This is a genomic window from Corynebacterium sp. UMB4614, assembly GCF_030217065.1.
GTDB lineage: Bacteria > Actinomycetota > Actinomycetes > Mycobacteriales > Mycobacteriaceae > Corynebacterium.
This window is the reverse complement of record NZ_JASONC010000001.1, coordinates 77545-100623: the sequence shown is the minus strand read 5'-3', so window position 1 is coordinate 100623 and position 23079 is coordinate 77545. Positions and strand designations below refer to the sequence as shown.

Annotated in this window: 20 protein-coding genes; 10 read left to right on the top strand and 10 right to left on the bottom strand. The window is 63.7% G+C overall.

Going from position 1 to position 23079, the window contains the following annotated elements:
• Window positions 1-9 precede the first annotated feature (9 nt).
• The 4 genes from QP413_RS00410 to QP413_RS00395 all read right to left on the bottom strand — a co-directional run bounded on the left by QP413_RS00410 (window position 10) and on the right by QP413_RS00395 (window position 4395).
• The gene (locus tag QP413_RS00410; protein ID WP_070757800.1) at window positions 10-1647 is read right to left on the bottom strand and encodes a cytochrome bc complex cytochrome b subunit; all 1638 of its coding nucleotides are present in this window, start codon (window positions 1645-1647) and stop codon (window positions 10-12) included.
• Entirely contained in the window at window positions 1644-2849 is a 1206-nt protein-coding gene (locus QP413_RS00405; RefSeq protein WP_070757798.1) for a ubiquinol-cytochrome c reductase iron-sulfur subunit, read from the bottom strand. Before QP413_RS00405 ends, QP413_RS00410 begins: the two co-directional genes overlap by 4 nt.
• On the bottom strand, window positions 2846-3742 hold the full coding sequence (locus QP413_RS00400) for a cytochrome c (RefSeq protein ID WP_070757796.1): 897 nt from the start codon (window positions 3740-3742) through the stop codon (window positions 2846-2848). The genes QP413_RS00405 and QP413_RS00400 overlap by 4 nt, the downstream gene beginning before the upstream one ends.
• 68 nt (window positions 3743-3810) lie before the next feature.
• On the bottom strand, window positions 3811-4395 hold the full coding sequence (locus QP413_RS00395) for a heme-copper oxidase subunit III (protein ID WP_187441039.1): 585 nt from the start codon (window positions 4393-4395) through the stop codon (window positions 3811-3813).
• A gap of 450 nt (window positions 4396-4845) precedes the next feature.
• Here QP413_RS00395 and trpD point away from each other — a divergent pair, with 450 nt between their 5' ends.
• Entirely contained in the window at window positions 4846-5955 is a 1110-nt protein-coding gene (gene trpD, locus QP413_RS00390) for an anthranilate phosphoribosyltransferase (protein WP_070757793.1), read from the top strand.
• A gap of 300 nt (window positions 5956-6255) precedes the next feature.
• Here the strand turns inward: trpD and QP413_RS00385 are convergent, their stop codons facing one another.
• Together QP413_RS00385 and QP413_RS00380 are read right to left on the bottom strand one after the other, a co-directional pair.
• Window positions 6256-6687, bottom strand: a complete 432-nt coding sequence (locus tag QP413_RS00385) for a cytochrome c oxidase subunit 4 (RefSeq protein ID WP_070757791.1) — start codon at window positions 6685-6687, stop codon at window positions 6256-6258.
• A gap of 39 nt (window positions 6688-6726) precedes the next feature.
• Complete coding sequence (locus QP413_RS00380) at window positions 6727-7830, bottom strand: cytochrome c oxidase subunit II (RefSeq protein WP_070757789.1); 1104 nt, start codon at window positions 7828-7830, stop codon at window positions 6727-6729.
• Between the two features lie 344 nt (window positions 7831-8174).
• Between QP413_RS00380 and asnB the strand changes: the two genes are divergently transcribed.
• On the top strand, window positions 8175-10133 hold the full coding sequence (asnB, locus tag QP413_RS00375) for an asparagine synthase (glutamine-hydrolyzing) (protein WP_284780033.1): 1959 nt from the start codon (window positions 8175-8177) through the stop codon (window positions 10131-10133).
• Window positions 10134-10391: 258 nt separating this feature from the next.
• On the opposite strand, the gene QP413_RS00370 is transcribed toward asnB, so the two are convergent.
• Window positions 10392-10736 carry an iron-sulfur cluster assembly accessory protein gene (locus QP413_RS00370; protein ID WP_012360489.1) on the bottom strand — a complete coding sequence of 115 codons (345 nt, stop codon included), beginning with the start codon at window positions 10734-10736 and terminating at the stop codon, window positions 10392-10394.
• A 160-nt stretch (window positions 10737-10896) separates the two neighbouring features.
• On the opposite strand from QP413_RS00370, the gene QP413_RS00365 reads away from it, so the two are divergent.
• The 6 genes from QP413_RS00365 (at window position 10897) to QP413_RS00335 (ending at window position 16454) form a co-directional block, all read left to right on the top strand.
• A complete protein-coding gene (locus QP413_RS00365) occupies window positions 10897-11607 on the top strand; it encodes a DUF3043 domain-containing protein (protein WP_284757835.1) in 711 nt (236 codons plus the stop codon).
• Window positions 11608-12591 (top strand): nicotinate-nucleotide--dimethylbenzimidazole phosphoribosyltransferase, encoded by a 984-nt coding sequence (locus tag QP413_RS00360; RefSeq protein WP_284780031.1) that lies wholly within the window; start codon window positions 11608-11610, stop codon window positions 12589-12591.
• A gap of 282 nt (window positions 12592-12873) precedes the next feature.
• Entirely contained in the window at window positions 12874-13449 is a 576-nt protein-coding gene (locus tag QP413_RS00355) for a pirin family protein (protein ID WP_070757781.1), read from the top strand.
• Window positions 13450-13488: 39 nt separating this feature from the next.
• On the top strand, window positions 13489-14700 hold the full coding sequence (locus tag QP413_RS00350; RefSeq protein WP_070757839.1) for a Gfo/Idh/MocA family protein: 1212 nt from the start codon (window positions 13489-13491) through the stop codon (window positions 14698-14700).
• A gap of 205 nt (window positions 14701-14905) precedes the next feature.
• On the top strand, window positions 14906-16135 hold the full coding sequence (locus QP413_RS10265) for a methyltransferase domain-containing protein (protein ID WP_070757779.1): 1230 nt from the start codon (window positions 14906-14908) through the stop codon (window positions 16133-16135).
• Window positions 16136-16157: 22 nt separating this feature from the next.
• Window positions 16158-16454, top strand: a complete 297-nt coding sequence (locus QP413_RS00335; RefSeq protein WP_070757777.1) for an SDR family oxidoreductase — start codon at window positions 16158-16160, stop codon at window positions 16452-16454.
• A 92-nt stretch (window positions 16455-16546) separates the two neighbouring features.
• Here the strand turns inward: QP413_RS00335 and QP413_RS00330 are convergent, their stop codons facing one another.
• Both QP413_RS00330 and QP413_RS00325 read right to left on the bottom strand, forming a co-directional pair.
• A complete protein-coding gene (locus tag QP413_RS00330; RefSeq protein WP_141759410.1) occupies window positions 16547-17077 on the bottom strand; it encodes a hypothetical protein in 531 nt (176 codons plus the stop codon).
• Window positions 17078-17421: 344 nt separating this feature from the next.
• Entirely contained in the window at window positions 17422-18585 is a 1164-nt protein-coding gene (locus tag QP413_RS00325; protein WP_284780028.1) for a branched-chain amino acid aminotransferase, read from the bottom strand.
• Between the two features lie 77 nt (window positions 18586-18662).
• On the opposite strand from QP413_RS00325, the gene QP413_RS00320 reads away from it, so the two are divergent.
• Complete coding sequence (locus QP413_RS00320; RefSeq protein ID WP_284780026.1) at window positions 18663-20285, top strand: leucyl aminopeptidase; 1623 nt, start codon at window positions 18663-18665, stop codon at window positions 20283-20285.
• A gap of 66 nt (window positions 20286-20351) precedes the next feature.
• Here the strand turns inward: QP413_RS00320 and QP413_RS00315 are convergent, their stop codons facing one another.
• Window positions 20352-20762 carry a hypothetical protein gene (locus QP413_RS00315; protein WP_284780025.1) on the bottom strand — a complete coding sequence of 137 codons (411 nt, stop codon included), beginning with the start codon at window positions 20760-20762 and terminating at the stop codon, window positions 20352-20354.
• Window positions 20763-20902: 140 nt separating this feature from the next.
• On the opposite strand from QP413_RS00315, the gene sucB reads away from it, so the two are divergent.
• Window positions 20903-23068 carry a 2-oxoglutarate dehydrogenase, E2 component, dihydrolipoamide succinyltransferase gene (sucB, locus tag QP413_RS00310; RefSeq protein ID WP_284780024.1) on the top strand — a complete coding sequence of 722 codons (2166 nt, stop codon included), beginning with the start codon at window positions 20903-20905 and terminating at the stop codon, window positions 23066-23068.
• Window positions 23069-23079 lie beyond the last annotated feature (11 nt).

Sequence of the window (23079 nt, the reverse complement as noted above, 5' to 3'; positions counted from 1 at the left end):
TCGTGGCGTTTAGTCCTCGTTGCGGGACTCCAGCTCGGCACGGTTGGCCTCCTGGAGACGCTCGAACATCTGCTTGCGCTCCAGCGCGTTGCGGTGCTCGATCTCCTGAGCCTTTTCGGCGATCTCCGGGGAGTCCGGGCTGAACCAGCCACCGCGGCCCGGCTTGCCAGCCGCACCGAGGTCGTTCGGCTGGGTCGGCACGTATGCACCCTGGTACTCCAGCGGGATGGCGTGGCCGTGCTCGTCGACGCCACCAAGCGGCTGGTGGACCTCGATGAACTCGCCGGACGGCAGCTGACGGATGGTACCGGTCTCGATACCGTGCTCCAGGATCTCCCGGTCGCGCCGCTGCAGACCAACGCAGATGCGGTGGGTGACGTAGTACGCGATCGGAGGCAGCACGATCAGGCCGATGCGGCCGACCCAGGTCATCACGTTCAGCGAGATGTCGAAGAAGTGAGCGACGTGGTCGTTACCACCAGAGACGGTCAGCAGTGCGTAGAACACCAGAGCCATGACGCCGAGGCCGGTGCGGACGGGGACGTCGCGCGGACGCTGCAGCAGGTTGTGGTGTGCAGTGTCACCGGTCATCTTCTGCTCGATCCACGGGTAGGCAACCAGCAGCGCGACCAGCAGGCCGAGCAGCAGAGCAACCCAGAAGACAGAGGCGATGGTGTAGTTACCGAGGTACAGCTCCCATGCCGGCATGACACGGGCAGCACCATCAGTCCACAGCATGTAGACGTCCGGCTGGGAACCAGCGGAGACCTGGGACGGGTTGTAGGGGCCGATATTCCAAATACCGTTGATCTGGAAGAGACCAGCCAGCAGTGCCACGAAACCGAAGGTGATCAGGCCGAAGGAAGCAGCCTTGACGCCGAAGACCGGGAGGATTCGGACGCCGACAACGTTGTTCTCAGTGCGACCCGGTCCAGGGAACTGGGTGTGCTTCTGGAACCAGACCAGAGCCAGGTGAGCAGCGATCAGAGCCAGCAGGATGCCCGGGATCAGCAGCACGTGCGCGATGTACAGGCGCGGGATGATGATGTCGCCCGGGAAGTCACCGGCGAACATGATCCAGTGCATCCAGGTGCCGATGATCGGCAGGGAGATCACGATTGCAGACATGATTCGCAGACCCACACCGGAGAGCAGGTCGTCCGGCAGGGAGTAGCCCATGAAGCCCTCGGCGATCGACAGCAGCAGAAGCAGGCAGCCGATAACCCAGTTGGCCTCACGTGGCTTGCGGAATGCACCCGTGAAGAAGATACGCATCATGTGAACCATGATGGAAACGGAGAACAGCAGGGCTGCCCAGTGGTGGACCTGGCGAATGAACAGGCCACCACGCACCTCGAAGGTGATATCGAGGGCCGTGTGGTAAGCGGCGGACATCTCCACACCGTTGAGCGGTGCGTAGACGCCGTCGTAAATGACCTTCGACATGGATGGGTCGAAGAACAGGGTCAGGTAGACACCCGACAGGATCAGAATGATGAAGGAGTAGAGCGCGATCTCACCGAGCATGAAGGACCAGTGAGTCGGGAACACCTTGTTGATCTGCGGGCGGATTACCCCAGATGCGGTGTAGCGCTCATCGATGTTGTTTGCGGCCTGCGCGAGGCGGCCTTGTTGCTTAGTGGTCATGACCTACGCTCCCAGAATGCCGGGCCAACAGGCTCAATGAAGTTGCCCTTGGCGATGAGGTACCCTTCCTCGTCCACCGTGATCGGCAGCTCTGGCAGTGCACGTGCGGCTGGGCCGAAGACCGGCTTGCCGTACTGCAGCGCGTCGAACTGGGACTGGTGGCACGGGCAAAGAATACGGTTGGTCTGCTGCTCGTACAGGGACGTCGGGCAACCAATGTGCGTACAGATCTTGGAGAACGCAATGTAGTCGCCGTAGTGGAAGTCCTCCTGGCCGGCACGCTGGACAGCACGCAGAGCATCCTCGTGGCGCAGGCGGATCAGCATGACCGCGTTGCGGGAACCGTGGATGGAGTGCATGTGGTCCTCGTAGACCTCAGCCTTGGAGTCGTACTTGTCGCCGTCGTTGACCATGCTTTCGGTCATCGGGAAGACGGTCTCCATGGCACCAGCGTCCAGGTCCTCCGGACGGACGCGGACCAGGCGGGAGATGCCCTGGGTGCTCCAGTGGCCGTCGTGGTTCTCAGCCACGGCGCCGGTGTCGCGAGCCAGGTACAGCTTCTCGCCCTGCTCGTGCAGGGTCCAGCCGGTGGTCCACAGGGTGCCGTCGCCGGCGATGCCCATTGCGCCGCGCTTCCACGGGTTCTTCACGATGCCACCCATTGGGAGGATGATCGCGAGACCAGCGAGTGCAGCACCACCTGCGGCCAGGCCGGCGATCACCGGGCGGCGGCCGAGGGTGGAGGTCTTCCAGGAGTCGTTCAGGAGGGCCACGAGGGTGCGGCGATCGACCTCGTCAGACGGGCCGTCGTGGCGAGTCTGAACGGAGATCTCCTCCGGAATGAAGCTCTTGGTGTAAGCCGCAACACCCATGCCCAGCAGGGTGATGGACAGACCAGAGGTGATACCCAGCAGCGGGGTGTAGAAGGTGTACCACCACAGGCCCTCTTCATCCATGTGCTTGTACTCCCACGGCCAGAAGAGGTAGATGGCAACGAATGCCAGGCCGAGGACGATGGAGAGGATCAGGTAGGTGGCAACCCGACGGGAGGCACGCTTCTCAGCCGGATCGTTCTCGATCGGGAAGCGTTCCTTACGGTAAGCGACGGTCACGCCGTCCAGCTCGGTGCCGAGGCGAGCGAGGTCTTCCTCGCTCATCTGTGCCAGCTCGGCATCAGTGTACTTATTCTTCAATTCGCTCATGACCGGGTTCCAATCCACATCGCGAAGGCGATCATCACGATGATGCCTCCGAACCACATCAGCATGCCCTCGCTAACGGGACCCAGACCGCCGAGGCCGTAGCCACCCGGGTTCGGGGTTTCCTTAGCGTTCTTCACGAAGGCGATGATGTCCTTCTTCTCGTCAGCGGTCAGCTGGCGATCAGAGAACTTCGGCATGTTCTGCGGGCCAGTCAGCATGGCCTGGTAGATTTCCTGCTCGTTCGCGTGATCCAGGGTCGGAGCGAACTTACCGGAGGACAGTGCGCCACCACGGCCAGTGAAGTTGTGGCAGGAGGCACAGTTCAGACGGAAGAGGTCGGAACCGCGTGCCACGTCGGCCGGGTTGATCTCACCGTCGGTGGTGCTCTTACCACGGAGGGACTCCATGGCGATGGAGCCGTCCTCGTTGCGGACGATGCCCGGGCCGCCACCGTTGGCGTTGACGTATGCCGCCAGAGCCAGGGTCTGCTGCTCGGAGTAACGCGGCTGCTTACGCTTTGCCTGCGCCTCGTTGCGCAGCATCGGCATGCGGCCGGAGTGGACCTGGAAGTACACGGAGCCCTCGCCGACACCGATCAGCGAAGGACCACGACCCTCCTGGCCCTGGAGGTTGGCACCGTGGCAGGTGATACATGCCACTTCGTAAATTTCCTTACCCTGCTGGACCAGTGCGGTCTCGTCCTGCTGTGCCGTAGCAGTGTTCGGGTCCGGAGTGAGGGCATTAGCCAGGAATCCCGCGCCGGTCAGTCCGACGACGAGAGCGAATGCCCCGGCAAGCACCTTGCGGAGCTTGCGGCGCCGCCGTGCGGCCCCTGGGGAACGCTGCGCACCGGTTGCTGCACCAGCGCTCGCGTTGTTGTTAGAGGTATCCATCTTGTTCCCTTTAACTCGTCAATGGAATTGCGATGGGCTGTCGGCCAACCTGAGTTGGCGCTAACGGCCTATTGAACGAAGTAAATCGTGATCCACAGGCCGATCCAGACAACGTCGACGAAGTGCCAGTAGTAGGACACGACGACGGCAGCGGTTGCCTGTGCCGGGGTGAACTTGGACTTGAACGTCCTGAGCAACACAACGAGGAACGCAATCACACCGGCCAGCACGTGTGCGCCGTGGAAACCGGTCGTGATGAAGAACACCGAGCCGTAAACGGAGCCCGGGATCGTGGTTCCAGTCTCGACGAAGTGGAAGTACTCGTATCCCTGACCGATAAGGAACACGGTTCCCAGCAACGCCGACAGTGCGTACCAACGACGAAGAGCGAAGACATCCCCCCTCTCAGCCGCGAACACGCCGAACTGCGCAGTCACGGACGAGGAGATCAGGATGATCGTAATCGTCGCCGCGAAAGGCACGTTCAGCTCGGTTGGCTCGGATGGCCAATTGCCTCCCGAGTTGGCCTTGGACACGAAGTACATCGCGAACAGGCCAGCAAAAAACATCAATTCTTGAGACAGGAACACGATCGTGCCGACGCTGACCATGTTCGGTCGGTTCAGCGTCGCAACACGATGTGGTGCTGCCATACCTGGGTTTTCAACTGCGCTTGTCACGTGTCTAAGTATGGCTGTTTTCTGGCAGATAGTCGATTCCCCACGCGTGAAAGCTCAAAGCGGACTGGAAAACAGCAGGTCAAACCTTGGACAAACCTGCCAGTATCCCCCCTTTGGGGGATAGTCGGAACTTTTTGGAACCGCTATCCGACGCACCACATCGTGCCAGGTCAGCGCATAAGCGGACCCGGTTTTCCGCCGTACTGACACCCGATTTTGTTCACAGGATTCAGCCAGCAAGGCACCACCCCCTCCCCCACTTCAGGCCCGAACCCCGACCCCGAAGCGCCCCCGCATCTCACCTTTACCCCCGCAGAATTCGCCGAGATTCGGTTCGCAGTGGTGATCCACGCCACCCGCTCACAGGCAACACTAACCTCCGCCGTATTATTTAAAGAAACAGCTTTGGAAGGGAGCCAACAGGTGGCAACAGAGTCAACCGATCACAGCACATTCACCTCTACCGCTCATGCACTTGGTGCCGAGCAGCTTCCGGAGTCCTACTTCACCTGGCCGGGCCTACTGGACCGCCTGGGTCGCCGCGAAGAGCTCAGCGAGTCCCAGACCGCTTGGGCGATGAACGAGATCATGGCTGGACGCGCCAGCGACGTCTTGATCTCCGCCTTTGCCTTTGGTCTTCGGGTTAAGGGCATCACCGCCGCGGAGCTCGCCGCTGCAGCAGAGGCCATGCGCTCTTTCGCGACCCCGGTGGACTTCTCGGGCGTGGACAAGATCGTGGACATCGTCGGAACCGGCGGCGATGGCCGCAACACCGTAAACATCTCCACGATGGCGTCCTTCGTCGTCGCGGGCACCGGAACGAACGTTGTTAAGCACGGTAACCGCAAGGCGTCCTCCCAATGTGGAGGCGCAGACATGCTCGAGGCGCTCGGTGTGGACATCGAGCGCTCCCCCGAGGCCGTAGCGGAGGACCTCAAGGAGACGCACTTCGCGTTCCTGTTCTCGAAGGCCTACCACCCGGCCATGCGTTTCGCGGGCCCAGTGCGTAGCGAGCTGAAGGTTCCGACCGTCTTCAACCTGCTCGGCCCCATGACCAACCCGGCAAAGCCCGGTTATGGCCTCATCGGCTGTGCGTTCAAGGATCTCATGCCGATCATCGGCGGAGCATTCGCCCACCAGGGCAGCCGCGTGCTCGTCGTTCGCGGTATGGACGGCATGGACGAGATCAGCGTGTGCGCCCCAACCGACGTGGTCACGGTGGATGCCAACGGCCAGACCGGCGAGGAGATCATCAATCCGCGTTCCCTGGGCCTCGACTTCTACGAGGAGGACGCCCTGCGCGGCGGGGATGCCGAGTACAACGCCGAGATCGCCCGCAAGCTCTTCCGTGGCGAGCTCGAGGGCGCGATTAAGGACGCCGTCCTGCTCAACGGCGCCGCAGCGCTGGCCACCGTCGAGGGTTGGGAGGAAGACGGCCTGCAGGCCACGCTGAAGCGGAACATCGACCGCGCCCGCGAGAGCCTGGAGTCCGGCGCAGCCCTAGAGAAGATGGAGGCGATGATCGCCCGCTAGGGCCGCACCACTGCCCCATCAGGCCCCTCGGTAAAGGTTTAAAGCCTGACCGAGGGGCCTTTTGCGTTGCTTTTCAACCGAAGTACTCCGCTGCCGTTGATTACTGAACCGCGCGCACGCCTGTCCCTCAACCCGCCCCCCGCTAGCCCAACCAGATGACCCCCCAGCGCGGTTGCAGATGCGATGGCCCGCAGGCTGACAGCGAGATATTGGCGAACAGGGTCCAGAAATACGGAACGCGGCCGGGTTCCCGTCGAGGGATCCCGGCCGCGGCCTTAAAGCGTGTGAACGCTTAAGCGTTTAGTGGTCGTCGCGAGCGACACCGTACTGGAGGTTCATCATGACAGAGCCCCAGATCAGGAAGATTGCGCCGGCTACGATCAGCCAGAAGTGCCAGAAGGCCAGACCGTAAGCGACCAGCATCACGGCGATGGTCAGCTGCAGCGGCCAGATGGAGCCAGCGGAGAAGAAGCCCAGCACGCCAGCGCCGTCCTCAATCTCAGCCATCTCCCAGTCGGAAGGACCGATGTCGGTCTTGTTGTCGGTCAGGTGCAGGTACACAGCCAGCATCAGGGACAGCAGCAGGGCCAGGGTCAGGCCGGTGACACCAGCCCACTCGGTGCCCATCACACGGTTGGTCTCGACCAGGTGCTTGGTGCCCAGGATGTAGACCACGTCCATGACGAAGAAGAACAGGGCGAGGCCGTAGAAAAGCTTTGCTCCGGAAGTCATCTTTTCCTCTTTCTCTAGTTAGGAACTCGCGCGGTGCCCTTAGGCAGCGTTGCGGTCCGTCATGTTTTCGCCGGCTTCACGGGTGCCCGTGCGGTCGGAAACGAATGGGTGGGTAGAGGTGGAGTACGGAGCTTCACCGATGGACTTCAGAGCCTCGGAGTTCGGAGCCTCCGGGTTGTCCTGACGGAACTTGATGTAGTCCGCGAACTTCTCCGGGGAGACGACGCGCAGCTCGAAGTTCATCATGGAGTGGTAGGTACCGCACATCTCGGCACAGCGACCGACGAATGCTCCCTCTTCCTTGATCTCGGAGATCTGGAAGCGACGCTCAGACTGGTTTGCCTCCGGGTGCGGGAACACGTCGCGCTTGAAGAGGAACTCTGGGATCCAGAAGGAGTGGGCAACGTCCGCGGAGGCGAGGTTGAACTCGATTGCGGTGTTGGACGGAACAACCAGGACCGGAACCTCGTCGGTGGAGCCGACGGTCTCGATCTTGTTGAAGTTCAGGTAGCTGTAGTCTTCCTTCGAGCGGCCGTGGATCGGGCCGACACCGTGGTTGGTGTTGGAGCGGATCTCGTACTTGGAGTCCTCAGCGCGCTGCTGAGCCTCCTTGTCGACGCCCTCGTAGTCCTGGCCGCCCAGCAGCTCGCCGTTGATCTCGCCGTAGCCGAACTTCCAGTTCCACTGGTAGCCGGTGACGTCGACCTTGACCTTCGGGTCCTTATCCAGGGCGGTAACGCTGTCCTGGGTCTGGACGTTGAAGAAGAACAGGACCATGACGATCAGGACCGGGAGGGTGGTGAGCACCAGCTCGAGCGGGACGTTGTAGCCCGTCTGACGTGGGAATTCCTCGTTGTCGCCACGGCGGGAGCGAGCCTTGCTGGAGTAGCGACCCATAACGAAGAACATCAGGGCCCACATGATGATACCGATGATCCAGGCGGCCACCCAGACCCAGACCCAGTAGTTGCCCATCTGCTCAGCCTCCGGGGTGATACCCATCGGCCAGCCCATGCGGAGAGCATGGAAAAAGCCGTTCTCCGGGGGCGCGACGTTACAACCAGCAAGGGCGAGGCCGGACAGGCCGAGCGTCCCTGCCATAGCAATACGGCGAGTCATACCGTGCACTTTTCGCTGTTCCACGCGATTATGCCTTCCTCGTTCACACGTTCATAGCCTTGGGTTTTTCGGCGTTATCGCTCGTGGTGAGCGCACGCTTGTTGCGCCCAAGACTGCTTCACTAGAGAACTTTAGACCATATACAGCGAATTGCCACTATTCGTTGCGGTGGGTGCCACATTTTGGGGGTTCCCTGTGAGCCCCTCCCCCCGTCCGGGGCAACTTGCCCGTTTTCTGCCCCGCGCGCCAGCTAGGACGAGCGCCCCCGAGCGCGTAGTTTGTAGTCTAACCGACCTGGCTCGCGGCCACCTCTGTTCCGCGCGTCAGTTTATATAGTCCCCGATGATTCAGGAGTAGTAAAGCACCCTATGTGTGGCCTACTTGGTTTACTGTCCGCCGACGGCACTGCCAACACGTTCAGCGACCCGGTCGCTGAAGCGCTGCCGTGCATGCGTCACCGTGGTCCGGATGATAGCGGCACCTGGAACGACGACGATGTGGTCTTCGGCTTCAACCGCCTGTCCATCATCGACCTGGAGCACTCCCACCAGCCGCTGCAGTGGGGGCCGGCGGATCAGCCGAACCGCTACTCCATGACCTTCAACGGCGAGATCTACAACTACGTCGAACTGCGCGAGCAACTCCAGGAATTGGGTTACTCCTTTAATACCGGCGGCGACGGCGAGCCGATCGTCGTTGGTTTCCACCACTGGGGTGCCGATGTGGTCAACCACCTGCGTGGCATGTTCGGCATCGCGATCTGGGATTCGGTGGAGCGCCGCCTGTTCCTCGCTCGCGATCCGTTCGGCATCAAGCCGATGTACCTGGCATCGACGGACAAGGCGACGGTCTTCTCTTCCGAGAAGAAGTGCATCCTTTCCCTTGCGGACGCCATCGGCCTGAACCTCGATCTGGATCCCCGGGCTATTGCTCACTACACCGATCTGCAGTACGTCCCTGAGCCGGAGAGCCTGCACAAGAACATCTTCCGTCTGGAGTCCGGTTCGCGTGCGTTCGTCACTCCCCCGGCGGAGGGCGCGAAGGGCGGCTGCACCATCGAGGAGGAGCGTTACTTCGAGCCGAAATTCCCGGTGGCTAAGGTACCGGCGGGCGGCGAGGACGCCCTCTTCCAGCGCATCGCCGAAGCGCTGGAGGATTCCGTGGCCAAGCACATGCGCGCGGACGTCACGGTGGGTTCCTTCCTTTCGGGCGGCATCGACTCCACGGCTATCGCCACCCTGGCGAAGCGCCACAACCCGGACCTGCTGACCTTCACCACGGGTTTCCAGCGCGAGGGCTACTCCGAGGTTGATGTGGCCGCGGAGTCCGCTGCGGCGATCGGCGCGGAGCACATCGTCAAGGTGGTCAGCCCGGAGGAATTCGCCGACGCGGTGCCGAAGATCATGTGGTACCTGGACGACCCGGTTGCCGACCCGGCGCTGGTGCCGCTGTACTTTGTGGCAGCCGAAGCCCGCAAGCACGTGAAGGTCGTGCTCTCCGGCGAGGGCGCGGACGAGCTCTTCGGTGGCTACACCATTTATAAGGAGCCTTTGAGCCTCGCCCCATTCGAGAAGATTCCTGGCCCTATTAATAAGGTGTTGGCGAAGCTGGGCGACGCACTGCCAGACGGCGTGCGCGGTAAGTCGCTGCTGCAGCGCGGCACGATGTCCATGGAGGAGCGCTACTACGGCAACGCCCGCTCCTTCAACTACGAGCAGCTGGAGCGCGTCCTGCGCGAGGTCCGCCCCGAGTGGGATCACCGGGAGGTCACCGCCCCGATCTACGCGAAGTCGAGGGACATGGATCCGGTGGCCCGCATGCAGCACCTGGATCTGTTCACCTGGCTGCGCGGGGACATTCTGGTCAAGGCAGACAAGATCACGATGGCGAACTCCCTGGAGCTGCGCGTTCCGTTCCTGGACAAGGTCGTTTTCGACGTCGCGGAGACCCTCCCGATCGACATGAAGATCTCCCACGGGACGACGAAGTACGCGCTGCGTAAGGCGATGGAGCGCATCGTTCCGGAGCACGTGCTCAACCGCAAGAAGCTGGGCTTCCCCGTGCCGATCCGCCACTGGATGGCCGGCGACGAGCTCTACGGCTGGGCGAAGAAGCACATCGAGGATTCCCAGACGGATCACATCTTCAACAAGGCCGAGGTGCTGGCGATGCTCGAGGAGCACCGGACGGCGATGAACTCCGGTTCCGGCCCGGATCACTCCCGCCGCCTATGGACGGTGCTGGCGTTCATGATCTGGCATGGCATCTTCGTGGAGAAGCGCATCGACCCGGGCATCAGCGAGCAGGACTACCCGGTGAAGCTCTAAGCGCGCTGTGTTCCGGGGAATCCGGAGCCTAGGCCTATTTCCCCGGCCCTAGAGCCCCTCCCCGGCGCCAGCGGCTGCTTCCCCAGCGCATAGGTCCAGCCCTTCGGCCAAACCCTGGGCTCCCTGCCCCGCTGGCCCTCTAAATTATCCACCCCAACAGAAAACGCCGCGGCACCCACTCATCGTGGGGCCGCGGCGTTTCGCCGTCTTCCCTTTTTCGCTACCCCGCAATTGCGGGGCCCAGGGGCCTTCTTCGGCTTAGGAGAAGGAGTCGCCGCAGGCGCAGGAGCCGGAAGCGTTCGGGTTGTCGATCGTAAAGCCCTGGGACTCGATGGTGTCCGCGAAGTCGATCTTCGCGCCCATCAGGTACGGGGCGGACATGCGGTCGACGACCAGGTTCACGCCCTCGTACTCGTCCTTCAGGTCACCGTCCAGGGAGCGGTCATCGAAGAACAGCTGGTAACGCAGGCCAGCGCAGCCACCTGGCTGGACCGCGATGCGCAGTGCCAGGTCGTCGCGACCCTCCTGGGCCAGCAGGGAGCTTGCCTTGGCCACAGCGGCGTCGGTCAGCTCAACACCCGTGACCTTCTCTGGGGCAGTCATATTTCCTCCTCAATAAGGATGGTTTCGATGCTCGTTTAGGTTACTCGCGAAGCGGTGCGAATTCCACAAGCTCGCGCTCCGTCCTCCCGTACAACGAACGTTGCCGCGAAACTATTCCATCCTTTTGATAGCCCCCTGATTCTGCTCTAGCCTAAGAGGCGTGAAAAAGTCGCGTAAGAAGAGCACATCCACCTCCGCTGCCGCCAGCACCGCCGCAGCATCCGCCGAGGCCACCCCAGAGGCTGGGGACAAGCAGCCTGCCAACAAGGCCTTCACCCCGCCGAAGGGTCGGCCGACCCCGAAGCGTAACGAGCAGGAGCGCCAGGCCGGCGTGCGCCGCGGCCCCTACCAGGGTCCAGAGACCCCGGCCGAGGCCCGCAAGCGCCGTAAGGAGCTCAAGGCCTCCATGTCCAAGGAGGAGTACAAGGAGCTCAAGGCCAAGGAGCGTCGGGAGCGCGAGGCCGAGCGCCGCCACATTAACGAGCGCATGATGGCCGGCGACGAGCGCTACCTCATGGACCGCGATAAGGGTCCGGAGCGTCGCTTCGTTCGCGACTGGGTGGATTCGCACCGCTACCTCGGCAACTACTTCATGCCGATCGCGCTGGTCGTGGTCGTGATCATGGTGATCGGCCTGCGCAACCCGATGCTGGCGAACACCGCCTCCCTGGTGATGTTCGGCATCCTGATCCTCATGGTCATCGAGGGCATCATCCTTGGCCGCAAGGTCAACCGCCTGGTGCGCGAGAAGTACCCGGACACCACGCTGGGTAAGTTCGGGCTGGGTATGTACGCCTTCGGCCGCGCGACGATGATCCGCAAGATGCGTAACCCTGCCCCGCAGGTAGAGATCGGCGAGGACGTTCGCTAAATGGCAGTGGACTTCACGGCCGTGGAAGCAGTCGATCCGACGCGCGTTGCTGAGGCGACCCGCCGGCTGGAGGCGACGACGATGGCTGCCGGTGGCGGCCGTGCGAGCTTGGGGGAGCTCGCCGCCTGGGGTGGCTGGTTGGCGGCCTGCCAGAGCCGGGAGCTGCCCGCCGCGCTGGAGCGCGTGACCTTGGCGGTCGTCGCGGGTGGGTCTTCAACGACGCCCAGCGTGTCCGTTCTCCCCGAGGACTCCCTTTCTCAGGTGGGCGAGCTGTATTCCTCGGGTCGCTCCCCCGTCGCCGCCGCTGCGGTGGCCCAGGATGTTCGGGTAGAGTTTATCGACGCCAACGCCGCGGCCACCGATCAGCTTTCCACCGAGCAGGCCTCCCCTGGGGCGGAGCCCGGCATCGAGGAGTGGCTAGCGGCCGGTGCGGCCTTCGCCGATGCGGAGGCCGATAAGGGCACGGAGCTGCTGCTGTTCGGCGACTTCGGCCCGGGCACCACGACCGCGGCCGCGACGATCATCGGCGCGATCTGCGGGATAGAGCCGGTCAAGGTCATCGGTTGGGGTTCCGGCATTGATGACCAGGGCTGGCGGCGCAAGGTAGCCCAGATTCGCGACGGCATGTTCGCGGTGCGGGATGTGCGCACCGAGCCCCGCGAGATCCTCGCCCGGGCGGCCGCGCCGCATATCGCGGTGCTGACCGGGATGCTCGCGCAGGCCGCGATCCGGCGCACGCCGGTGATCTTCGATGGTGCGGGCTGCGCGGCGGCCGCGCTGTGCGCGCAGATGCTGGCTCCCACCGCTCGCGACTGGTGGCAGCCTGCCTCCCCCGGCACGGAGCCGGCGATCGTGCCGGCGCTCGGCGCCTTGGGCTTAAGCCCAATCCTGCCGACCGGGATCGGCCTGGGTCAGGGAGCGGGTACGCTGCTGGCGCTGCCGCACTTGCGCCTGGCCACACAGTTCGCCGAGGGCGAGGCATAAGACCGCACTCCCCTGATCAGCGCCCTGCCTAGCAACGCTTAAGGCCTCGGTGCCACCGAAAGTGAACTAGCCCCCGAAAGTTGGGCTTTTAACCCTAGGCGGTTAGGAGCTCAAGGGCCTGAGTCCGATATTGCATCGGGGTCAGGCCCTTAAAGTCGATGTTGGATGCGTGCGGTGTTGTGCCACTTACCGGCTCTTCTCGATTTAGAGTGCGTTGATCCGGTCCTGTAGCTGCCCTGAAACCAGTCCCGTCCCGCCGCGCCACCGGCATAGAATTGCGGCATGGGCAAGAAGAAGACGCCGATGACGGCCCTTGAGGTCCGCATCATCCGCGCCGATGAACGCTCGACGTGGCGTGATTCGGCGCTGCTGTCTCGCCAGTCTTTCCCCGCCACCGGCAGCTTCGACCTCGAGGGCAACGCGTTCGGGCTGCTCATGGTGCACAACGACGACATCGTCGCCCCCGGCGAGGGCTTCGACATGCACCAGCACAACGACGTCGAGCTGGTCACCTGGATCATGACCGGCCGCCTGCGCCACCGCGACGATGGCGGTATGGAGGGCAGCGCGGCCGGCACCGCGTCGATCCTGACGCCGGGCATGGCCCAGCGGGTCAGCGCCGGACGCAGGATCCGCCACTCCGAGCTCAACGCCTCCGGCTACCTCGACGGCAAGAAGTTGCGCGTCATCCAGGCGTGGCTGCCGTCGGACGAGATCGGTGCCGCCCCTACCCACGACGAAACCGACCTCAACGACGAGCTCACCGCCGGCACGCTGATCCCCGTCGCCTCCGGCACTCCGGGCATGGCGCCGCTGACCATCGGCACCTCCGGCGCGACGCTGTGGGCCGGTCGATAACATGGCGGGGCCTCGTGTCCGCGCGTACCGTCGGCGATGATGACTGACATTAACCAGACGCCTTCCACGCCCAACTCCCCCGACTCGCCGTTCCGTTTCGCCGTCGTCGGAGTCGGCCAGATCTCGCAGCAGGCCTTCATCCCGGCTCTGCGCAGCCTCCCCGATGCGGTGGTCGCCGCCGTGGTGACCAGCTCCGACGCCAAGGCGGAGGCCGTCGCCAAGCGAACGGGTGCCGGAGCCGGACCCGACGATGACCCCGCGGCGACCGGCCGGGCGACCGCCGACGACGTGGCGGTGTACGACTACGACGAATTCCCCGAGCTGCTGAAGCGCGGCGACATCGACGGTATCTACGTGGCCACGCCGGTCTTCCGCCACCGCGAGTTCGCAGAGCCCGCGCTCGACGCCGGCATCCCGGTGCTTTTGGAGAAGCCGATGGCCGATTCCGTGGAGGATTGCGAGGCGATGATCGCGGCCTCGCAGCGCTCCGGCGCGACCTTGATGGTCGCCTACCGCATGCACCAGGACGCCTACCTGGTGGAGCTGGCGGACATGGTCGACCGCGGCGTCATCGGCGAGACCCGCACGTTCACCTCGACGTTCGCGCACGACATCGAGGAGGCCAACCACCGCGGCCACTCCGGTTTCTGGGGCGGCCCCGTCCCCGACTTCGGCGCCTATCCCCTGAATCTGGTGCGTCATCTGTTCCGCGCTGAGCCGACGCACGTGCACGCCACCGGCGTGAGCTCGCGCGACCGCGACTTCGATTTCCAGGACGGCGTCGGCGTGACGCTGCGCTTCCCCGGTGCCCGCGTCGCGCAGTACACGCTCAGCTACAACGCCGCGGACCTGGACACGTTCCAGCTGGTGGGGTCGAAGGGCACCATCACGTCGAACTCCTGTTATGGCTTCGCGCCGGAGCCGCCGCGAAATTGGACGCTGACCACGCCGCAGGGCACGAAGACCCATGAGGCCACCTCCGTCGACCAGTTCGCCGGCGAGACCCGCTACTTCATCGACTGCGTCCGCGCCGGCGTGCGCCCCGAGCCCGATGGCCGGGAGGGGCTCGCCGACGTGCGCATATTCGCCGCCATCGAGGAGTCGCTGCGCCTGGGCCGCGAGGTCATTCTGCCGCCGCACCAATTCGGCCCCGGCCTGAGCCGAGATCAGATCCGCTCGATCCCGCCGCGCCCGGCCGGGGAGATCCCGGAGGACGACGAGCTCGTCGACCAGACTCCGCAGGACCGCTGACCGGGGCATTTCTCGAACCAACTCCCCCCTTCCGGGCCGTCGCAAAGCAGCTTTGCGACGGCCCGATCTGGCTTTTCATCCCTTCTCGACAAGTAATTAAGGTTAGCCTAAGCTCGTTCCTGATACTCAGTACTTCATATTCGGATTATTGGCGGCCACGTTCCGACGACACCGCCACCACCGACACTCGACGAAGGAGTCACGCATGACCGCCCGCGACAGGGATTTCGATCAACTCCAGGGACATTGGCTGTTGGCCAGGCTCGGAAAGAAGGTGCTGCGCCCCGGCGGCCGGAAGATGACGGAGTGGATCCTCGACCAGTCCCGCCTCACCGATGCCCGAGTCGTCGAACTGGCCCCGGGCCTGGGCGTCACGGCGGCGGAGATCCTAAAGCGACGGCCGTCCGGATACGTCGGAGTCGACGAAGACGAAGCCGCCGTGCAGACCACAGCCAAGGTCGTGAGCGGCCAGGGTCGCGTAGTGAAGGGCAAGGCCCAGTCGACGGACCTCGACGACGATTCAGCGGATGCCGTCATCGGCGAAGCGATGCTCACCATGCAGGGAGTCAAGGGCAAGAATGCCATCCTCGACGAGGTCCGCCGCATCCTCGTGCCCGGTGGCCGGTACGCGATCCACGAACTCGCACTGACCCCCGACGACCTCCCGACGTCGACGAAGGACGAGATCCGGGTCGCCATGTCGAAGGCGATTCGCGTCAATGCCCGTCCACTCACCCCCGCCGAATGGCGGCAGCTGCTCGAGGATCACGGCTTCGAGGTCGAACAGGTCCGCATCGGCGAGATGGGCCTACTCAAGCCGAGCCAGATGCTCGAGGACGAGGGCCCTGCCGGGGTCGCGCGGATCGTGGGCAACGCGATCAGGCAGCCGGCGGCGCGCCGACGGGTCCTGGGCATGCGCAGCACATTCGCCAAACACGACGACTCTCTCGCCTCGATCGGCATCGTGGCCCGTCTGCGCGACACCGCCGATGCCTTCGATGCGACGGGCGCCGATTCCAACGCTCCCGGCCCCGGGCGCGAAGCATCGTCCGCCGCCCGACGCGAGCCCGAGATCGAATTCCTCGACGCCGACCAGAAAGCTGAACTGACCGCCGAGCCGGAAGCCCTGAGCCTTCATGACATCGCCACCGCCGCACCAGCTGCAGAGGGCGGCGACGGCCCGGCCGTGAAACGACTGCAAACGGCCGACGGCGTCAACATCATCGCCATGCGCTTCCGTTCCGGACAGACATTGCCCGATCACCGCGCTGCACACCCGATCATGGTGCAATGCATCGAGGGCCAAGTGCGCTTCACCGTCGGCGACCGCACCGAGGTCCTCACGCCGGGGACCGTCGCGTACCTGCCCGCCATGGTCCCGCACCGGGTCGACGCGGACGAGGACTCCGTGTTCCTGCTGTCGATGCTGACCTGATCCGCCGGCCACGCCACCGGAGGTGATCGCCCGCGGCGATTCCGTCATCGCGACGGACCTGCATGACACGGCGAACGAGGACGTCATCAAGCTCGGCGAAACGTGCACCTACCGCAAGCTGGACGTGACCTCCGACGCCGACCGGGAAGCCGCGGCCGAGGCCATCGGCGCGGTGGATGTGCTCGTGCTCAACGCGGGCATCGCGGTCGGCGGGGCGATCGAGAACGTCACCATGGACACGTGGCACCGCGCGCTGGACATCAATCTGGCTCTTCGCGTTTGGGAGCGTGTAGCTGAGCCCACTAACTGCTCGCGCTAATCTTCGCTTGGCTAGCTTCGTGCTCTCAACGGAAACTGCTCCTCACTAGTTGGTAGCTGATAACTCAGGCCAACTAATGGGGAGCAGTTCATTTATTTAGGAGAGTTTTTTCGATTCACGATTCGCTTAATCGCGACAAATAGCAGGTTCAAAGGGATGCAAAGTAGCGCCACTCCCACAAAGGCAAAAACAACCCCAATTCCTTCTTGGGATGTTACACCAAAAGATGCATCGAACGCGAAAGCTGCGCCAAAACCTGAGCCCGTAAGAAGAGATATAATGAGAGTTCCCCTGACAGACCCAGAGTTAACATATGCAATTATACCCGAACCGAGTATCAGGGAAATTCCACAACCAATAATCTGCCATTTAGGGAATTGGTTAGGCGCGCCATATAGAAAAAAATCTCCAATGCTTGATCTCGGAGACCATGAAAGCCAGAATGCAGCTGACAGAAGCCCAACAAGAAAAGACGCAACGGGAGCTCTACGTGGAAGTCGTGAATTATGGCAGTTTTCAGGAACATGCCTGTTTATCAAAATGTAAACTACTACGGTGGGGATCAGCACCAGGATAAAGATGACCCAAAGAAACTGCGCAAGGTGAAAATTTCCATTCAGCATTGCGTCTCCAATCAAAGATTATCGCTGTGAGCTCCTGTAACAATAACCCAGTAGGTATCTCTGAAATCTCTGCATCCGTACCGTCTTGGGTCTGGACCACTATAAACATTTGTGCAGATAGTTTCCATGTCGCGCCAGAGTTTGTACCACTTACTGCTCGCGCTGATCTTCGCTCAGCGAACTTCGTGCTCTCAACGAAAAACTGCTCCTCACTAATCGGTAGCTGATAAATCAGGCCAACTAATGGGGAGCAGTTCAACGATGGTAGCCCGGGGCCGTGAAGTTTCGCTCCACACCACCGCGCTCGAAGCGCGTTACGGAGCTAGGGCGTTATTGCAGGCGCGCTACTGCAGGTCCTCAGCCGGAACCAGGGTATGCAGCCAACCGTGCTTATCCTCCACGGCACCGCGCTGGATGCCCGTGAGGTGGTCGCGCAACCGCATGGTGACCTCGCCGGTCTGAGCACCGTTGATGTCGTACGCACCGCCGGCGTATTTCACGGAGCCCACCGGGGTGACCACGGCCGCGGTGCCGCAGGCCAGCACCTCGGAGAGCATGCCGGAGTTCGCGGCCTGCTCCCACTCCTCGATGGAGATACGGCGCTCGTTGACGTTGTAGCCCAGGTCCCGGGCGACCTGGATCAGGGAGTCGCGGGTCACGCCCGGCAGCAGGGAGCCGGAGAGCTCCGGGGTGATGACCTCGGCGTTCTCCCCCTCGCCGAAGACGAACATGAGGTTCATGCCGCCCATCTCCTCGACCCACTTGCGCTCAACGGCGTCCAGCCATACGACCTGGTCGCAGCCCTGCTCGGCGGCCTGGGCCTGTGCCATGAGGGAACCGGCGTAGTTACCGGCGCACTTCGCGGCACCCGTGCCGCCGGGTGCAGCGCGCACGTACTCGGTGGACAGCCAGACGCTCACCGGCTTGATGCCACCGGTGAAGTAGGCTCCCGCCGGGGAGGCAATAACCATGTAGGTGTAGGTCTTGGAAGGCTGGACACCCAGGTGGACGTCCCGGGCGATCATCAGTGGGCGCAGGTACAGTGCGGCCTCGCCGCCTGCTGCTGGCACCCACTCGTGGTCGATGGCGACCAGCTGCTTCAGGGACTCGAGGAACAGCTCCTCCGGCAGCGGGGCCATGCCCAGGCGCTCGGCGGAACGGGCCATACGCTGGGCGTTCTGCTCCGGGCGGAAGGTGGCGATGCTGCCGTCCGGCTGGCGGTAGGCCTTGATGCCTTCGAAGATGGCCTGGCCGTAGTGGAAGACCATGCTGGCCGGGTCCATGCTCAGCGGACCGTAGGGCTCGACGCGGGCGTTGTGCCAGCCGATCTCCTCGTCGTAGTCGATGAGGACCATGTGGTCGGTGAAGTGGACGCCGAAGCCCGGGTTCTCGAGGACCTTGGCGATATCCGCCGAGGAAGTGCGGTTCTCGTTCGGCGTGACGGTGAAGCTCAGATTGGTGTTTGGTGCGGTGGTGTTCGGTGTGCTTTCGCTCATGGCTACAACCATAGTTCCTCGAAAAATTGTGAGTACAGTTGATGGCGCATTAGTGAGTTTTCGCATTGCGAAAGGATTGATTTTCGATCATGACCACCCAGCCAGGCCAGCCGATCGCGCTGGATCCCGCCCAGACTTATTCCGCCCTGCCGAACCGTGGCACGATGCCGGCGATTGACCTCGTCGCGGAGGTTCCGGCAGACACGGAGGTGGACACGCTTATCGTCCCGGTGTTTCAGGGCGCCAACGGCCTGGAGCTGGCCGCCACGGGTTCCGGCCTGCTGAGCAAGGAGCAGGAGATTACCCTGTGGCGCGTGCTCACCGGCGTGGGTGCGACTGGCAAGCGCGAGGAGCTGACCCCGGTGCCGGGCGAGCTGCTGGCGACCGAGGGGAAGGCTCCGGCGACCAAGATCCTGGCGCTGGGTCTGGGCGATATCGACGAGTCCACGGACGAGGACATCCGCGAGCTCGCGGGCGTGGCTTCCCGTGCTGCGGGCCTGGGTTCGAAGGTTGTCTCCAGCCTCGGGTTGATTTCCCCGGAGGCCGCGCTGGTCGGTCACGCCCTGGGTGGTTACCGTTTCGCTGGCTTCAAGGGCGCTTCCGCCAAGGACGCCGCTGGTCAGGACGTTTCCGCTAAGGACGACGCCGACGCGTGCGACTCCCCCGCCACCATCACGGTGCTCGCCCGCGAGGCCGACGCCGCCCTGCTGACCCAGGCTCAGGTTGACGCCGCCGCGGTGGCGCTGGCCCGTGACTTCGTGAACACCCCGGCGAACTTCCTGTACCCGGAGACCTATGCCAACACGATCCGCGAGATCGCTGAGGCCGTGGGGCTGGGCGTCGAGATCCTGGATGAAAAGGAGCTGGAGGAGAAGGGCTACGGCGGCATCGTCGGCGTCGGTAAGGGCAGTGAGCACGCACCGCGCCTGGTGCGCCTGACCCACGAGCCTTCCGCGGATAACGAGGCACCACAGGTCGCCCTCGTCGGCAAGGGTGTGACCTTCGACACCGGCGGTATCTCCCTGAAGCCGGGCGCGAATATGTGGGACATGATTTCGGACATGGGTGGCTCCGCGGCTGTCGTCGCCACGATGGTGGCGGCCGCACGCCTGGACCTGCCGATGAAGGTCATCGCCACGATCCCGCTGGCGGAGAACACCCCGAGCTCCACGGCAACCCGCCCGGGTGACGTGCTGCGCCACTACAACGGCCTGACCACCGAGGTGCTGAACACGGACGCCGAGGGCCGCCTGATCCTTGCGGATGCGATGGCGCGCGCCTGCGAGGACGAGCCGGATTACCTCATCGAGACCGCGACCCTGACCGGCGCGCAGATGGTGGCGCTGGGCAACCGCACCCCGGGTGTCATGGGTTCCATCGCCTTCCGCGACAAGGTGGCGGAACTGTCCCAGGAGATCGGCGAGAACGGCTGGGCTATGCCGCTACCGCCTGAGCTGGGCGAGGCGCTGAAGTCCGATGTGGCTGACCTGCGCAATATCTCCGCCAGCCGCTGGGGTGGCATGTCGGTGGCCGGCCACTACCTGGCTAACTTCGTGACCGAGGGCGTGGAGTGGGTACACATCGATATCGCCGGCCCGGCGTATAACACCGAGGGCGCGTTCGGCTACACCCCGAAGCGCGGCACGGGCGTGCCGGTGCGCACGATTCTGGCGACCCTGCGCCACCTGGCAGGGACCAGCAAGGAGGGCTAAGCCCAAGCCCTGGCCCTCCCCTCGGCAAGAACTGCCCGGGGCTAGGGTTTCTCCCCCCCCGAAGGGCTAGGACTCCTCTTCCGAGCGGCGCGCCTGTTCCATGCGGGCGCGCCGTTCGCGCTGTTCGAGGCGCTTTTTGATCAGCCGGTCACGCTCGATGCGGTCGCGCATGCGCTGCGGGTAGCCGGTCTCTTCGGCGAAGTAGAGGGGGATGCCGAGCTGCTTGGCGACCACGTCGATGCCCTTCGGCCCGCCGATCTTGCGGCGCGTCCAGTCCCCAGAGCCGTCGACGAGAACGACCGACATCTCGTTGATGATGGTTTCGGGTTCCACGAAGCCCTCCACCCCACCTGCCTGTCCGCCATGCTGCGCGGACCAGGTGCTCAGGTACTCCAAATCACGTGCGCGGATGGTGTCTCCGGGCGCACGCGGCGGCTTGGTCTGATTCTTGCTGGATCGGCCAAAAAGATTGAACACAACTAGCCATTCTAGGCAGTCCGGTTCTCGGTCGGGGTTGGGTGCGTCGAAAGTTGCTTGAGAGCGTACAATTGTTGAGTAACTGGTCTTTAAAACTCGACCACAGCTAGTTTTCGCGTTTCAAGAGGAGCTTCAACACCATGGCGCAGTCCGTCGAAATGCCCGAGTTGGGCGAATCGGTCACTGAGGGCACCATCACCCAGTGGCTGAAGAAGGTTGGCGACAAGGTAGAGGTGGATGAGCCTTTGCTCGAGGTGTCCACCGACAAGGTTGATACCGAGATCCCCTCCCCTGTTGCCGGCGTTCTGCTGAAGGTAATGGCCGAAGAGGACGACACCATCGAGGTCGGTTCCGTCATCGCTGAGATCGGCGAGGAGGATGAAGCTCCTTCCTCCGATGACGAGGGCGACGACTCCTCCAACGAGGACGAGGCTGCGGACAGCTCCGATGAGGAGGCTGCTGAGGAGTCCGAGGATGAGTCCTCCGACGATTCCGCTTCCGAGGGTTCCGGTGAGGGCGAGGACGTCACCATGCCGGAGCTCGGCGAGTCCGTCACCGAGGGCACCATCACCCAGTGGCTGAAGTCCGTCGGCGACAAGGTCGAGGTCGACGAGCCACTGCTCGAGGTCTCCACCGACAAGGTCGACACCGAGATCCCATCCCCGGTCGCAGGCACCCTGGTCGAGATCCTCGCTGAGGAGGACGACACCGTCGAGGTCGGCGACGTCATCGCCCGCATCGGCGACGGCGAGGCTAAGCCGGCCAAGAAGGAAGAGCCGAAGGCTGAGGAGCCGGAGGAGACGGAGGACGAAGACGCTGAGGATTCCTCCGAGGACACCTCCTCCGACGAGTCTTCCGACGATTCCGCTTCCGAGGGTTCCGGTGAGGGCGAGGACGTCACCATGCCGGAGCTCGGCGAGTCCGTCACCGAGGGCACCATCACCCAGTGGCTGAAGTCCGTCGGCGACAAGGTCGAGGTCGACGAGCCACTGCTCGAGGTCTCCACCGACAAGGTCGACACCGAGATCCCATCCCCGGTCGCAGGCACCCTGGTCGAGATCCTCGCTGAGGAGGACGACACCGTCGAGGTCGGCGACGTCATCGCCCGCATCGGCGACGGCTCCGGCAAGCCAGCCAAGAAGGACGAGCCGAAGAAGGAGAAGTCCGAGGACAAGTCTTCCGAGAAGACTGAGAAGTCGGAGAAGAAGGACGACTCCAAGGACGAGCAGAAGTCCGAGAAGAAGGATTCCGGCAAGGACAAGGCCGCGGCCGCCCGCGAGGCTGCACGCGAGAAGGCTGCGGAGACCACCGCACGCCCGAACGTCGCCGACCGCGGCGAGAAGTCCGGCTCCGCTGGCGAGCCGTCCGGCGATAACCTGCCGTACGTGACCCCGCTGGTCCGCAAGCTGGCCGAGAAGAACAACGTGGACCTCTCCAAGGTCACCGGCACCGGCGTTGGCGGCCGCATCCGCAAGCAGGACGTCCTGGCCGCCGCCGAGGGCGAGAACATCACCACCGGCGCGAAGACCAACCTGCCGGCCGGCCCGCGTGCATCCGCGCACAAGGTCGACCCGAATAAGCAGGAGCTGATCGGCACGACCCAGAAGGTCAACCGCATCCGCGAGATCACGGCACGCACCACCCTGGAGTCCCTGCGCAACTCCGCGCAGCTGACCCAGGTCCACGAGGTCGACATGACCCTCGTCGCCGACCTGCGCGCGAAGTCCAAGAAGGCTTTCCAGGACGCCCACGGCGTGAACCTGACCTTCCTGCCGTTCTTCGCGAAGGCTGCCGTCGAGGCGCTCATCTCCCACCCGAACGTCAACGCGTCCTACAACGCTGAGACCAAGGAGATGACCTACCACGACCGCGTGAACCTGAGCATCGCGGTGGACACCGAGGACGGCCTGCTCTCCCCGGTCATCCACGACGCCCAGGACCTGAGCCTGCCGGAGCTGGCGAAGGCCATCGCGGACATCGCTGACCGCGCACGCAACAAGAAGCTGAAGCCGAACGATCTGGCCGGTGGCACCTTCACCATCACCAACATCGGTTCCGAGGGCGCCCTGACCGACACCCCGATCCTGGTTCCGCCGCAGGCAGCCATGGTCGGCACCGGTGCGATCGTGAAGCGCCCGGTCGTCCTCACCGAGGACGAGAACGAGGCCATCGCTATCCGCGACATGGTCTTCCTGCCGCTGACCTACGACCACCAGGTCATCGACGGCGCCGACGCAGGCCGCTTCATGTCCACCCTGCGCGACCGCCTGGAGAAGGGCGACTTCGAGGAGGACCTCGAGCTCTAAGCTCCTTCCTC

Bases quoted from the DNA above. Each gene is read 5' to 3' on its own strand.
- QP413_RS00410 (WP_070757800.1), bottom strand. From the start codon at position 1,647: ATGACCACTAAGCAACAAGGCCGCCTCGCGCAGGCCGCAAACAACATC.
- QP413_RS00405 (WP_070757798.1), bottom strand. From the start codon at position 2,849: ATGAGCGAATTGAAGAATAAGTACACTGATGCCGAGCTGGCACAGATG.
- QP413_RS00400 (WP_070757796.1), bottom strand. From the start codon at position 3,742: ATGGATACCTCTAACAACAACGCGAGCGCTGGTGCAGCAACCGGTGCG.
- QP413_RS00395 (WP_187441039.1), bottom strand. From the start codon at position 4,395: ATGGCAGCACCACATCGTGTTGCGACGCTGAACCGACCGAACATGGTC.
- QP413_RS00385 (WP_070757791.1), bottom strand. From the start codon at position 6,687: ATGACTTCCGGAGCAAAGCTTTTCTACGGCCTCGCCCTGTTCTTCTTC.
- asnB (WP_284780033.1), top strand. From the start codon at position 8,175: ATGTGTGGCCTACTTGGTTTACTGTCCGCCGACGGCACTGCCAACACG.
- QP413_RS00370 (WP_012360489.1), bottom strand. From the start codon at position 10,736: ATGACTGCCCCAGAGAAGGTCACGGGTGTTGAGCTGACCGACGCCGCT.
- QP413_RS00360 (WP_284780031.1), top strand. From the start codon at position 11,608: ATGGCAGTGGACTTCACGGCCGTGGAAGCAGTCGATCCGACGCGCGTT.
- QP413_RS00355 (WP_070757781.1), top strand. From the start codon at position 12,874: ATGGGCAAGAAGAAGACGCCGATGACGGCCCTTGAGGTCCGCATCATC.
- QP413_RS00350 (WP_070757839.1), top strand. From the start codon at position 13,489: ATGACTGACATTAACCAGACGCCTTCCACGCCCAACTCCCCCGACTCG.
- QP413_RS10265 (WP_070757779.1), top strand. From the start codon at position 14,906: ATGACCGCCCGCGACAGGGATTTCGATCAACTCCAGGGACATTGGCTG.
- QP413_RS00330 (WP_141759410.1), bottom strand. From the start codon at position 17,077: ATGCTGAATGGAAATTTTCACCTTGCGCAGTTTCTTTGGGTCATCTTT.
- QP413_RS00325 (WP_284780028.1), bottom strand. From the start codon at position 18,585: ATGGTTGTAGCCATGAGCGAAAGCACACCGAACACCACCGCACCAAAC.
- QP413_RS00320 (WP_284780026.1), top strand. From the start codon at position 18,663: ATGACCACCCAGCCAGGCCAGCCGATCGCGCTGGATCCCGCCCAGACT.
- sucB (WP_284780024.1), top strand. From the start codon at position 20,903: ATGGCGCAGTCCGTCGAAATGCCCGAGTTGGGCGAATCGGTCACTGAG.